7 protein-coding genes are annotated in these 13,513 nt (G+C 64.3%); 5 read left to right on the top strand and 2 right to left on the bottom strand.

The features are described 5' to 3' along the window. The first annotated feature begins 175 nt into the window (after positions 1 to 175). The 3 genes from rplJ to AC1DEY_RS02850 all read left to right on the top strand — a co-directional run bounded on the left by rplJ (position 176) and on the right by AC1DEY_RS02850 (position 3,309). A complete protein-coding gene (rplJ, locus tag AC1DEY_RS02860) occupies positions 176 to 769 on the top strand; it encodes a 50S ribosomal protein L10 (protein WP_441407829.1) in 594 nt (197 codons plus the stop codon). A 77-nt stretch (positions 770 to 846) separates the two neighbouring features. After that, a complete protein-coding gene (gene rplL, locus AC1DEY_RS02855) occupies positions 847 to 1,224 on the top strand; it encodes a 50S ribosomal protein L7/L12 (RefSeq protein WP_441407830.1) in 378 nt (125 codons plus the stop codon). Positions 1,225 to 1,455: 231 nt separating this feature from the next. Further along, positions 1,456 to 3,309, top strand: a complete 1,854-nt coding sequence (locus tag AC1DEY_RS02850; RefSeq protein WP_476866672.1) for a bifunctional metallophosphatase/5'-nucleotidase — start codon at positions 1,456 to 1,458, stop codon at positions 3,307 to 3,309. A gap of 125 nt (positions 3,310 to 3,434) precedes the next feature. Here the strand turns inward: AC1DEY_RS02850 and AC1DEY_RS02845 are convergent, their stop codons facing one another. Together AC1DEY_RS02845 and AC1DEY_RS02840 are read right to left on the bottom strand one after the other, a co-directional pair. Further along, entirely contained in the window at positions 3,435 to 3,923 is a 489-nt protein-coding gene (locus AC1DEY_RS02845) for an aminoacyl-tRNA deacylase (protein WP_476866671.1), read from the bottom strand. A 61-nt stretch (positions 3,924 to 3,984) separates the two neighbouring features. Next, a complete protein-coding gene (locus AC1DEY_RS02840; RefSeq protein WP_476866670.1) occupies positions 3,985 to 5,184 on the bottom strand; it encodes an acetyl-CoA C-acetyltransferase in 1,200 nt (399 codons plus the stop codon). A gap of 450 nt (positions 5,185 to 5,634) precedes the next feature. Between AC1DEY_RS02840 and rpoB the strand changes: the two genes are divergently transcribed. Together rpoB and AC1DEY_RS02830 are read left to right on the top strand one after the other, a co-directional pair. After that, the gene (gene rpoB / locus AC1DEY_RS02835; protein WP_090575285.1) at positions 5,635 to 9,150 is read left to right on the top strand and encodes a DNA-directed RNA polymerase subunit beta; all 3,516 of its coding nucleotides are present in this window, start codon (positions 5,635 to 5,637) and stop codon (positions 9,148 to 9,150) included. Between the two features lie 117 nt (positions 9,151 to 9,267). Then, on the top strand, positions 9,268 to 13,167 hold the full coding sequence (locus AC1DEY_RS02830; RefSeq protein WP_476866669.1) for a DNA-directed RNA polymerase subunit beta': 3,900 nt from the start codon (positions 9,268 to 9,270) through the stop codon (positions 13,165 to 13,167). Positions 13,168 to 13,513 lie beyond the last annotated feature (346 nt).

The following is a 13,513-nucleotide window of genomic DNA, read 5'->3' as shown; positions in this document are numbered from 1 at the left end:
ATTTCCGGACGAAGGACCCTGAACATAGGGCGGCCGGCGCAGGTGAACGAAGCAAAGCTCCGTGGTCATGGACCGCGTCGAGACAAGCCCCGTGCATCTGCGCGGGGCGTTTTTTAGTTTTAGCTCTCTTGAGCGGGGCCCCGGACATACCGGCACTATCCCCGGAAGGAGGGTTATGGCAACGCCTAGCAAGGTTTCAGCAGTAGCTGAGATCACTAACGATTTCAAGGAATCGAACGCCGCTGTCCTGACCGAATACCGTGGGCTCACCGTTGCACAGCTCAAGCAGCTGCGTGTTTCTCTCGGCCAGGAAACCAAGTTCTCGGTCGTCAAGAACACCCTGACCGCCATTGCAGCCAAGGAAGCTGGTGTCGAAGCATTCGACGGTCAGCTTGCCGGCCCCACTGCAATCGCGTTCATCAAGGGTGACGCAGTTGCCGCTGCCAAGAGCCTGACGGATTTTGCCAAGGCCAACAAGCAGCTGGTCATCAAGACCGGTTACTTCGAGGGCAAGGCTCTGAACGCCACCGAAGTTGCTGCCCTGGCAGCACTCGAGTCCCGTGAGCTGCAGCTCGCAAAGGTTGCAGGCATCCTCAAGGCTCCTGCTGCCGCTGCTGCACGCATCATTGACGCACTGCGCCTCAAGCTTGAAGAAGAGAACGGTGCCCCGGCAGCAGCCGAAGCACCCGCCGCTGAAGAAGCTCCCGCAGCAGATGCAGCAGCCGAGGCCGAAGCACCGGCCGAAGCCGCAGCCCCCGAAGAGAACTAGTCCTCTTCTCCATAAGACTCCGGTGCGACAGCGAGCCTCAGGCCCGCCGGGCACCACTATAGGAAGGACGCCACACCATGGCGAAGCTCACCAACGAAGAGCTCATTGAAGCTTTCAAGGAACTGACCATCATCGAGCTCTCCGAGTTCGTCAAGCTCTTCGAAGAGACCTTCGAAGTTACCGCTGCTGCTGTTGCCGTTGCCGGCCCCGCCGGTGGCGCTGCCGCTGAGGAAGCCGAAGAGAAGACCGACTTCGATGTCATCCTCGAAGCTGCTGGCGACAAGAAGATCGCAGTGATCAAGGAAGTTCGCGCCATCACCTCCCTGGGCCTCAAGGAAGCCAAGGACCTGGTTGACAGCGCACCCAAGGCTGTTCTCGAAGGCGCCACCAAGGAAGCTGCCGAGAAGGCAAAGGCTCAGCTCGAAGAAGCTGGCGCCCGCGTTACCCTCAAGTAACTCCTGCCGTCCGGATCCATCGCGATCCGCACTGCTCGAAGGAAACCCCGTCCACTCAGGTGGGCGGGGTTTCCTGCATTCCCGGCCCGGGCATACACATCCCGGGGGCGCGGGTGAACGGMGCCCAAGGATTTGGCAAAGTTTTTCTGATACCCCTGTCGCACTTGATGGCTCGACCCTAGACTTTGGATTTGTGCCCACCGGCCCCCAACGTTCAGGAGTTCACCCACAATGACGGACCCAAACACTTCCCCCTCCCGCCGCGCCATGCTCACGGCGGCCCTCGTAGGCGGAGGCGCAGCCGCCGCCGCGCTGGCCGGCAGCCCGGCAGCACAGGCGGCCGGCGAACAACCAGGAGGGGGCCAGCCCGGCAGCAAGAAGCAGTTCACSCTSACGGTSCTSGGCACCACGGACCTGCACAACAACGTCTTCAACTGGGACTACTTCAAGAACACCGCCTATGCCGACGCCGCCGGCAACAGGATCGGTATCGCGCAGGCCGCCACGTTGATCAACGCCATGCGGGCCGAGCGCGGCGCGGCCAACACGCTGACCATCGACGCCGGGGACACCATCCAGGGCACGCCCCTGGCCTACTACTTCGCCAAGATCAAGCCCATCTCGGCAACGGTGAAGCACCCCATGGCGCTGGCCATGAACGCGATCGGCTACGACGCCGTGGGGCTGGGCAACCACGAGTTCAACTACGGCATTCCACTTTTGCGGACCTGGGAGAAGCAACTGGATTTCCCGCTCCTGGGCGCGAACGTCCACGACGCCGTCTCGGGCAGGCGCGCCTTCACGCCCTACGTCCTGAAGCGGATCAAGACGGACAGCGGCTGGCTGATGGTCGGCCTGGTCGGCTTCGTGACGCCCGGCTGCGCACTCTGGGACCGCGACAACGTCCAGGGCAAGCTCGACTTCAACGGCATTGTCGAGGAGGCCAAGACCGTCATCCCGCAGGTGAAGGCCGCCGGGGCCGACGTCGTGATCGTCACCAGCCATTCCGGGGCGACGCCCGGATCCTCCTACGGCGACGCCCTGCCCTTCCCCGAGAACGCGTCCACCCAGCTCGCCGAGGAAGTCCCCGGCATCGACGCCATCCTGGTCGGGCACGCCCACCTGGAGATCCCGGAGCGCTTCGTCACCAACAAGGCCACAGGCAAGCAGGTGCTCCTGACCGAGCCGCTCAAGTGGGGCATGCGCGTATCGGTCATGGACCTCGGACTCGCCAAGGAAAAGGGGAAGTGGAGCGTCACCTCAGCGCATTCGCTCCTTTTGGACGCCAAAACCGTCGACGCCGATCCCGCCGTCGTCCGGGCCGTGCAGGCCGGGCACGAGGCCACCGTGAGCTACGTCAACGAGGTCATCGGGACCTCCACCGCCCCGCTCAGCACGGCCACCGCCTGCTGGGRSGATTCCGCCGCGATCGAYGCSATCAAYTACGTCCAGGCCASCACCATCAAGGCCGAGCTCGCCAACGGTCCCGCGGCCGGGCTGCCCGTCCTGTCCATTGCAGCGGCCTTCTCCCGGGCAGTGGACGTCAAGGCCGGACCGCTGACCATCCGCGATGTCGCCGGACTGTATATCTTCGACAACACGCTGCTGTCCATCAAGGTCACCGGGGCGCAAGTCAAGGCCTACCTCGAGTGGTCCGCGCAGTACTTCAAACCGGTGACCTCCACCACGGCCAGGGCCCAGGACGTCACGAACGCCGTCACGGCCGCGGCCCCGAACGGCACCCCGGACTACAACTATGACGTCGTCTACGGCCTGGACGCGCCGCTGGACTACGAGATCGACCTCGCCCGGCCGGCGGGGGACCGGATCGCCAACCTCAGCTACGGCGGCCAGGCGCTGCGGCCCGAGCAGGAATTCGCCCTGGCCATCAACAACTACCGGCAGAGCGGCGGCGGCAATTTCCCGGCCGTCAAGAGCGCACCGGTGCTCTCGAACAGCCAGCAGGAGATCCGGCAGCGCATCATCGACTACGTCGTGGACCGCGGCACCCTGGACGTCGCCACCTTCAGCCAGGCCAACTGGCGGCTCACCGTCAACGGGGCGCCGCTGACCGTCACGGCCTAGCACTCCCGCCACCCCAACACGCACACCAAGGAACGCGGGGTCACCTGCGTCCCATCCTGACCGCCGGATGGGCTGTAAGTGACCCCGCGTCGCTTTTAAGAGGTGTTGGTTTTAACCCGCGCGGGCTAGTTGGGTTCGGTGATGTCCGCCCTGACGGCGCCAAGGGCCGCCGTCAGGGCGTCGGCGTCCACGAAAGCGCTGTAGCCGTGTTCCCCGGCACCCATGGAGATCCGCCGGCCCGTGATGGTCCGGTCGGCGTAGACCGGCCAGGGGCGGATGCTGCCCAGCGGCGTAATCGTGCCGCGCTCGTACCCCGTGGCCTCGAACGCGGTCTCCGCCGCCGGGAGCGAGAGTTTGTTGACGCCCAGCAGCGCCCGCAGCTTGGGCCAGGAGATCTGGCGGTCGCCCGGGACCAGGGCGAACAGGAAGCTCCCGTCCTTGTGCTTGACCACCAGGGACTTCACGATATCCGCGGGTTGGATTCCCAGGATTCCGGCCGCCTCCTCAAGGCTCCTGGCGGCGAGGCGTTCCACGATCTCGACGTCCAGGCCGCGGGCCGCGGCGTCGGCCAGGAACCGCTCGCGGCCGCCGCTGGTTGTCCGTTGTTCCACCATCCGCGTCAAGCCTTTCCTGCTCCTGGTCGTTGCCGGTTCTCTTGGGTCTGCGGGTGGCGGTTCAGTCGCGGTACAGCAGCAGGGCCTCGCCCTGTCCGCCGCCGCCGCACAGGGACACGGCCGCCTTGCCGGTGCCGCGGCGTTTGAGTTCGTGGGCCGCGTGCAGGGCCAGTCGGGCGCCGGAGGCCCCGATCGGGTGGCCCAGGGCGATTGCACCGCCGTGGATGTTGCACTGCTCCAGCGGATAGTCGAGGTCCTTCAGGGACTGGACCGCCACGGAGCCGAATGCCTCGTTGATTTCGATGAAGTCGAGGTCGGCGACGGACCAGCCGGCCTTGTCCAGGGCGTTCTTGATGGCGTTGGACGGCTGGGAATGCAGCGAGTTGTCCGGACCGGCGACCTGGCCGGGCTTGCCGACGACGGCGAGGTAGTCCAGGCCGTTGTCCTCGGCGAACTTCCGGCTGGTCAGCACCAGGGCGGCGGCGCCGTCGGACAGGGGAGAGGAGTTGCCGGCTGTGATGGTTCCGTCCGTGACGAACGCGGCCCGGAGACCGGCCAGCGATTCGACGCTGGTCTCCGGCCGGATGCCCTCGTCGGAGGTGACGGCGATCGGATCGCCCTTGCGCTGCTTGACGCTCATCGCGGCGATCTCGCCGTCGAAGACCCCGTCCTTGGCGGCCCGCGCCGCACGCTGGTGCGACTGGGCGGCCACCCGGTCCTGGGAAGCCCGGTCGATGCCGAGGGTCAGGTTCTTGCTCTCGGTCGAGAGCCCCATGGACTGGCCGTCGAAGGCATCGGTCAGGCCGTCGTGCGCGGCCACGTCGAGGGCCTGGACCGTGCCGTACGCCCAGCCCTGCCGGGACCCGGGCAGCACGTGCGGTGCGCGGGTCATGGATTCCTGGCCGCCGGCGACCACCACCGTGGCGTCACCGCTGCGGATCATCCGGGCGGCGTCGATCACCGCGGTGAGGCCGGAGAGGCAGACCTTGTTGATGGTCACGGTGGGGACGTTCCAGCCGATGCCGGCGCCGATCGCGCTCTGGCGTGCCGGGTTCTGGCCCGCCCCGGCCTGCAGGACCTGGCCCATGATGACGCTGTCCACCTGGTCGGCTTTGACGCCGCTGGCGGCAAGGGCCGCCCGGATGGCGTGGCTGCCGAGCTCGACGGCGGTGAAGCTGGCCAGCTGCCCGTTCAGGCGTCCCTGGGGGGTGCGGGCGGCGGAGAGGATGACAACATCGTTGTTGTCTGCAGGATTGCTCATGGTTTTTTCTTCCGATCTACGTCGACTTATGTCTACGTTATCGTGAGCCCCGTCACCTATCCATTCGGCCCGGTCCCGGCCCTCGCCGCCGCCGACTGGCGAGACTGAGGCAGCGCTGCAACAAGACTCAACAGAACCCCCAGTAGATCCCTGCCGGATCCCCGCCGGAACTTTGTGCTTGCAATCCCGGCGGAAGTGGGGTAGACAAGTAGGTTGCTTTGCCGTATCGTAGATATTTGCGTCTTCCCTGTTTACCTTCAGCCTTCATATAGCGGTGGGCTTAGCCTGACAGCTGTTCTATCAATGTGCCGTCAATAACGTGCACCAGCATGGACAGCGCGGGTCCCGGGTCATATAGCGGAACCGGACTGGTAGCGCTGCGGAGTCATTCTGCAGAGTGCATAACGGGGGAGATCTGACAACGCCTGAAGGTCTGTGGAAGGATCCCTCTTGGTCGCCTCGAGCACCTCTAATGTAAACAACGCTACCGCTATCAATGCCGACAGCACCGACGGTGCAACCCGCCGGCTCTCATTCGCAAAGATTCACGAACCCCTTGATGTTCCGAATCTGCTCGCCCTGCAAACCGACAGCTTTGACTGGCTGGTCGGAAACGAACGCTGGCAGGCGCGCGTTGCGAAGGCCGTCGAAGAAGGCGACCTCAGCGTCGCCACCTCCTCGGGTCTGTCCGACATCTTCGAAGAGATCTCCCCGATCGAGGACTTCCAGGGCACCATGTCCCTGAGTTTCTCCGAGCCGGAGTTCGCTGACCCCAAATACACCATGGCTGAGTGCAAGGACCGGGACGCAACGTACTCGGCTCCGCTGTACGTCAAGGCCGAGTTCATGAACAACAACACGGGCGAAATCAAGCAGCAGACCGTGTTCATGGGTGACTTCCCGCTGATGACCGAGAAGGGCACCTTCGTCGTCAACGGCACCGAGCGTGTCGTCGTCTCCCAGCTGGTCCGGTCCCCGGGCGCCTACTTTGAGCGCACCGCCGACAAGACCAGTGACAAGGACATCTTCACCGCGAAGATCATCCCGTCCCGTGGCGCCTGGTTCGAACTCGAAATCGACAAGCGCGACCAGGTCGGCGTCCGTCTTGACCGCAAGCGCAAGCAGTCCGTCACCGTGCTGCTGAAGGCCCTCGGCTGGACCGAAGGCCAGATCCTCGAGGAATTCGGCCAGTACGACTCCATGCGCGCGACGCTGGAGAAGGACGCCACCGAGACCCGCGAAGACGCGTTGCTGGACATCTACCGGAAGCTGCGACCGGGCGAGCCGCCCACGGTTGAGGCTGCCCAGTCCCTGCTGGACAACCTGTACTTCAACTCCAAGCGCTACGATCTGGCCAAGGTTGGCCGTTACAAGATCAACCGCAAGCTTGGCATCGACCGCTCCCTTGGCGACAAGGAAGCTTCGGTCCTGCACGTTGAAGACATCGTGGCCATGATCAAGTTCCTGGTTGCGCTGCACGCCGGCGAGAAGACCCTCACGGGTAAGCGCGACGGCCAGGACCACGAGCTCCGCGTCGAGATCGATGACATCGACCACTTCGGCAACCGTCGCATCCGCGCCGTCGGCGAACTCATCGAGAACCAGGTCCGCACCGGCCTGTCCCGCATGGAGCGCGTCGTCCGCGAACGCATGACGACCCAGGACGTCGAGGCCATCACGCCGCAGACCCTGATCAACATCCGTCCCGTCGTGGCAGCCATCAAGGAGTTCTTCGGAACTTCCCAGCTGTCCCAGTTCATGGACCAGAACAACCCGCTGTCGGGTCTGACCCACAAGCGCCGCCTGTCCGCGCTTGGCCCGGGTGGTCTGTCCCGTGACCGTGCCGGCATGGAAGTTCGTGACGTGCACCCGTCCCACTACGGACGTATGTGCCCCATCGAAACTCCTGAAGGCCCGAACATTGGTCTGATCGGTTCGCTGGCATCCTACGGACGCATCAACCCGTTCGGTTTCATCGAGACCCCGTACCGCCTTGTTGCCGAGGGTGTCGTCTCCGATGAGGTCAAGTACCTCACSGCCGACGACGAGGCCGAGGTCCTGATCGCACAGGCCAACGCCCCGCTCGACGAGAACAAGCGTTTCGCGGAAGAGACCGTCCTGGTCCGCGCCCGCGGTGGTGGAGGCGAGCCCGTGCTGGTTCCCGCCGCCGACGTCGAGTTCATGGACGTTTCCCCGCGCCAGATGGTGTCCGTGGCTACCGCCCTGATCCCGTTCCTCGAGCATGACGATGCCAACCGTGCACTCATGGGTGCCAACATGCAGCGCCAGGCCGTGCCGCTGGTCCGTTCCGAGGCGCCGTTCGTCGGTACCGGCATGGAACGCGCCGCAGCTGTCGACGCCGGTGACGTCACCATCGCCAAGAAGGCCGGTGTGGTTACCGAGGTCTCCGCTGAGCTGGTCATCATGCTCAACGACGACGGTACGGAAACCAACTACCGCATCAACAAGTTCGCCCGCTCCAACCAGGGCAACTGCTATAACAACCGTGTCCTGGTTAACGAAGGCCAGCGCCTGGAAGTTGGCGGCATCATCGCTGACGGCCCGGCAACGGACCAGGGCGAGCTCGCCCTCGGTAAGAACCTGCTTGTGGCATTCATGTCATGGGAAGGCCACAACTTCGAGGATGCCATCATCCTGTCCCAGCGCATCGTGGCCGAGGACGTCCTGTCCTCCATCCACATCGAGGAGCACGAGATCGATGCCCGCGACACCAAGCTTGGTGCCGAGGAAATCACCCGTGACATCCCCAACGTGTCTGAGGAAGTCCTGGCAGGCCTGGACGAGCGCGGCATCATCCACATCGGTGCCGAGGTTGAAGCCGGCGACATCCTGGTCGGTAAGGTCACCCCCAAGGGCGAGACCGAGCTGACCCCGGAAGAGCGCCTGCTGCGCGCCATCTTCGGTGAGAAGTCCCGCGAAGTGCGCGACACCTCCCTGAAGGTTCCGCACGGCGAGTCCGGCACCGTGATCGGTGTCCGCGTCTTCGACCGCGACAACGACGACGAGCTGCCCCCGGGCGTGAACCAGCTGGTGCGCGTCTACGTGGCTGCCAAGCGCAAGATCACCGACGGCGACAAGCTCGCCGGCCGCCACGGCAACAAGGGTGTTATCTCCAAGATCCTTCCGATCGAGGACATGCCCTTCCTTGCCGACGGTACCCCCGTTGATATCGTCCTGAACCCGCTGGGTGTTCCGGGCCGTATGAACGTCGGCCAGGTGCTCGAAACGCACCTCGGCTGGGTTGCCAAGACCGGCTGGAAGATCGAGGGCGAGCCCGAGTGGGTCAAGCAGCTGCCGAACCTGCCGCGCGAGAGTGGCCAGACCACTGTGGCGACGCCGGTCTTCGACGGTGCGCGTGAAGAGGAAATCACGGGCCTGCTCGATTCCACCAACGTCACCCGCGACGGCGACCGCCTGATCAACTCTTCCGGCAAGACCCGTCTGTTCGACGGCCGCTCCGGCGAGCCGTTCCCGGATCCGATCTCGGTCGGCTACATGTACATCCTGAAGCTCCACCACCTGGTGGACGACAAGATCCACGCCCGCTCCACCGGCCCGTACTCCATGATCACGCAGCAGCCGCTGGGTGGTAAGGCACAGTTCGGTGGCCAGCGCTTCGGTGAAATGGAAGTGTGGGCGCTCGARGCTTACGGCGCCGCCTACACGCTCCAGGAGCTCCTCACGATCAAGTCGGATGATATCCACGGTCGTGTGAAGGTCTACGAAGCCATCGTCAAGGGCGAGAACATCCCCGAGCCGGGCGTTCCTGAGTCCTTCAAGGTCTTGATCAAGGAAATGCAGTCGCTGTGCCTGAACGTGGAAGTGCTTTCCACGGACGGAACCACAATTGAAATGCGTGACTCTGATGACGCAGTCTTCACGGCTGCGGAAGAACTGGGCATCGATCTGTCTCGTGCAGAGCCCAGTTCCGTAGAAGAGGTCTAGCAGAGCGCCCGGAGAAAAGCAGCCGGCCCCGCCGCGCTGACTTTTCTCCGGGCCTCTCGGCCTCTTCCCGTAACCCAAGACTTCAGAATTTAGAGAACAAGAGAGAACAGGGACCATATGTCCAGCGAATCCTCCTTCGGCCTCATGCAGATCGGCCTCGCCACCGCGGAAGACATCCGTGGCTGGTCGTACGGCGAGGTTAAGAAGCCGGAAACCATCAACTACCGCACGCTCAAGCCCGAGAAGGACGGCCTCTTCTGCGAGAAGATCTTCGGACCGTCCCGCGACTGGGAATGCTACTGCGGTAAGTACAAGCGCGTGCGCTTCAAGGGCATCATCTGTGAGCGGTGTGGCGTTGAGGTCACCCGCGCCAAGGTSCGCCGTGARCGCATGGGCCACATCGAGCTGGCYGCCCCGGTCACGCACATCTGGTACTTCAAGGGTGTTCCGTCCCGCCTGGGCTACCTCCTTGACCTGGCACCGAAGGACCTCGAAAAGGTCATCTACTTCGCCGCCTACATGATCACGAGCGTCGACGCCGACAGCCGCCACGAAGAACTGCCCAACCTCCAGGTTGAGCACGACATCGAGAAGAAGCAGCTGATCGACAACCGCGACTCGGACATCGCCACGATCGCCCGCGACCTCGAGAACGAGCTTGCCCGTCTCGAAGGCGAAGGCGCCAAGGCTGCCGACAAGAAGAAGGCCCGCGACTCCGCCGACCGCCAGATGGCGAACGTCCGCAAGCGCGCCGACGCCGAAATCGAGCGCCTCGAGCAGGTCTGGGACCGCTTCAAGAACCTCAAGGTCGCTGACCTCGAAGGTGACGAGGGCCTGTACCGCGAACTGCGCGACCGCTACGGCATGTACTTCGAAGGCTCCATGGGTGCCGAGGCCATCAAGAAGCGTCTTGAGAACTTCGACATGCAGGCCGAGTCCGACATGCTGCGCGACGTCATCGCCAACGGCAAGGGCCAGCGCAAGACGCGTGCCCTGAAGCGGCTCAAGGTGGTCAACGCGTTCCTGACCACCAACAACAGCCCGCTTGGCATGGTTCTGGACGCCGTCCCGGTGATCCCGCCGGAACTGCGCCCGATGGTCCAGCTGGACGGTGGCCGCTTCGCGACCTCCGACCTCAACGACCTCTACCGCCGCGTGATCAACCGCAACAACCGCCTCAAGCGCCTGCTTGACCTCGGTGCTCCGGAGATCATCGTCAACAACGAGAAGCGCATGCTTCAGGAAGCTGTTGACAGCCTCTTCGACAACGGCCGCCGCGGCCGTCCGGTCACCGGACCGGGCAACCGCCCGCTGAAGTCCCTGAGCGACATGCTCAAGGGCAAGCAGGGTCGTTTCCGCCAGAACCTCCTCGGCAAGCGCGTCGACTACTCCGGCCGTTCGGTCATCGTCGTCGGCCCGCAGCTGAAGCTGCACCAGTGTGGTCTGCCCAAGCAGATGGCCCTGGAGCTCTTCAAGCCGTTCGTGATGAAGCGCCTGGTTGACCTCAACCACGCACAGAACATCAAGTCGGCCAAGCGCATGGTGGAGCGTTACCGTCCGCAGGTCTGGGACGTCCTCGAAGAGATCATCACCGAGCACCCTGTGCTGCTGAACCGTGCACCTACCCTGCACCGCCTCGGCATCCAGGCGTTCGAGCCGCAGCTTGTTGAAGGCAAGGCAATCCAGCTGCACCCGCTGGTTTGTGGCGCCTTCAACGCCGACTTCGACGGCGACCAGATGGCAGTGCACCTGCCGCTGAGCCCCGAAGCCCAGGCCGAGGCCCGCATCCTGATGCTGTCCTCGAACAACATCCTGAAGCCGTCCGACGGCCGCCCGGTGACCCTGCCTTCGCAGGATATGATCATCGGTCTCTACCACCTGACCACCAAGCGTGTCGGTTCAGCTGGCGAAGGCCGGATCTTCTCCTCCGTCGCGGAAGCCATCATGGCCTACGACCTTCACGAGCTGCACCTGAACTCCAAGGTCAAGATCCGCCTCGAGGGCTTCGTGCCCTACGCCGGCTGGGAAGCCCCGGAGGGCTGGGAGCCCGGTCAGACCACATTGGTCGAGACCTCCCTCGGCCAGGTCATCTTCAACCAGACGCTGCCCGCGGACTACCCGTGGGTTGAGAACGTTGCCGACAAGGGCGAGCTGTCCACGATCGTCAACGACCTCGCCGAGCGCTACCCGAAGGTCATCACGGCGGCAACGCTGGACAACCTGAAGGATGCCGGTTTCTACTGGGCCACCCGCTCGGGCGTCACGGTTGCCATCTCCGACATCGAGGTGCCCACGGACAAGCCGCGGATCCTCGCCGGTTACGAGACCATGGCCGCCAAGATCCAGGGCCAGTACGACAAGGGCCTGATCGACGACGACGAGCGTCGCCAGGAACTGATCGAGATCTGGAACAAGGCAACCAACGAGATCGCCCAGGCGATGCGTGACAGCCTGTCCCCGATGAACACCATCAACCGCATGGTGTCCTCCGGCGCACGTGGTAACTGGATGCAGGTCCGTCAGATCGCGGGTATCCGTGGCCTGGTGGCCAACCCGAAGGGTGAAATCATCCCGCGTCCGATCAAGTCCTCCTACCGCGAGGGCCTGTCGGTGCTGGAATACTTCATCGCCACGCACGGTGCCCGTAAGGGTCTGGCTGACACCGCCCTGCGTACCGCCAACTCGGGTTACCTGACCCGTCGTCTGGTGGACGTCTCGCAGGACGTCATTGTCCGCGAAGAGGACTGCGGTACCGAGCGCGGCCTGATGACCGCGATCGCCGTGGCCGACGCCAACGGCGTCCTCGTCCTGGACGAGAACGTCGAGAACAGCGCCTACGCCCGCACCCTGGCCGTGGACGTCGTCGACTCCGCGGGCAAGGTCCTGGCAGCGGCCGGCACTGACTGCGGCGACGTCGTCATTGCCGAACTGTTCGCAGCCGGCATCACCGAGGTCAAGGTCCGCTCCGTACTCACCTGTGAGTCCAGCGTCGGCACCTGCGCCCTGTGCTACGGCCGTTCGCTGGCCACTGGCAAGACCGTCGACATCGGTGAGGCCGTGGGCATTATCGCCGCACAGTCCATCGGTGAGCCGGGCACCCAGCTGACCATGCGTACGTTCCACACCGGTGGTGCAGTTTCGGCCAGCGGCGGCGACGACATCACCCAGGGTCTGCCCCGTATCCAGGAGCTCTTCGAAGCCCGTACTCCGAAGGGTGTCGCACCGATTGCTGAAGCAGCCGGCCGCATCACCATCGAAGAGTCCGAGCGCCAGATGCGCCTGGTCATCACCCCGGATGACGGATCTGAAGAGATCGCCTACCCGGTGCTGCGCCGTTCACGTCTCCTCATCGAAGACGGCGATCACGTCAGCGTTGGCCAGAAGCTCATCAACGGCCCGGTCGACCCCAAGCAGGTGCTGCGCATCATGGGCCCCCGTGCCGCGCAGAAGTTCCTGGTGGACGAAGTCCAGGGCGTGTACCGCAGCCAGGGCATCGGTATCCACGACAAGCACGTCGAGGTTATCGTCCGCCAGATGCTGCGCCGCGTCACGGTCATCGAGTCCGGCGAATCGGACCTGCTGCCCGGCGAGCTCGCCGAACGCAGCCGCTTCGAAGAGGCCAACCGCCGCGTTGTGTCCGAGGGCAAGACGCCGGCTTCCGGCCGTCCCGAGCTCATGGGCATCACCAAGGCGTCCCTGGCGACCGAGTCCTGGCTGTCCGCAGCTTCCTTCCAGGAGACCACCCGCGTCCTGACGCAGGCGGCCATGGAAGGCAAGAGCGATCCGCTGCTCGGCCTCAAGGAAAACGTCATCATCGGTAAGCTCATCCCGGCCGGCACGGGTCTCCCGCGCTACACCGAGGTCACGGTGGAACCGACTGAAGAAGCGAAGGCCAACCTGTTCACCGGCCCGAGCGCATTCAGCGACTTCTCCTACGACACGCTGGGCGGCGACGGAGCTCCTGAGTTCCACGCCATCCCGCTGGATGACTACGACCTCGGCAGCGACTTCCGCTAACGGGCAGGGCGGGCCCTTTCGTGTCGCGTTCCGCGCCACGAGGGACCCGGCCGCCCTGCCCTTGCAGCTCGACGTCGGGCCCCGTCACCACTCTGCTTTTCAGCGGAGCGGGGGCGGGGCCCTTCCTTTTGACCCCGTTCAACGATCGATTGCTGAGCTATGGCCCTTTAGACCCTTCAGAAGGGCCGTACCTCAGCAATGGACGGGAATCCGCGCCGATTAAGGGCTGGGACCCGTCCGTGTTAGACTTGAGACTAATTGTTATTGTGGCAGTGGATGAGTGCGCCGGTCTTAGTTAGACAGCTTGCAGCTGTAGGGCTTGACCAGGACGACGTTTCCGGTTTGC

The sequence above is a fragment of the Arthrobacter sp. 05T47 genome, from assembly GCF_056395825.1.
The sequence above is the reverse complement of the archived record's forward strand: the minus strand, read 5'-3'. Positions and strand labels throughout refer to the sequence as shown.

What these genes read in the sequence shown, in the direction of transcription:
- rplL (WP_441407830.1), top strand. Translation starts at nt 847, where the DNA reads ATGGCGAAGCTCACCAACGAAGAGCTCATTGAAGCTTTCAAGGAACTG.
- AC1DEY_RS02840 (WP_476866670.1), bottom strand. Translation starts at nt 5,184, where the DNA reads ATGAGCAATCCTGCAGACAACAACGATGTTGTCATCCTCTCCGCCGCC.
- rplJ (WP_441407829.1), top strand. Translation starts at nt 176, where the DNA reads ATGGCAACGCCTAGCAAGGTTTCAGCAGTAGCTGAGATCACTAACGAT.
- AC1DEY_RS02845 (WP_476866671.1), bottom strand. Translation starts at nt 3,923, where the DNA reads ATGGTGGAACAACGGACAACCAGCGGCGGCCGCGAGCGGTTCCTGGCC.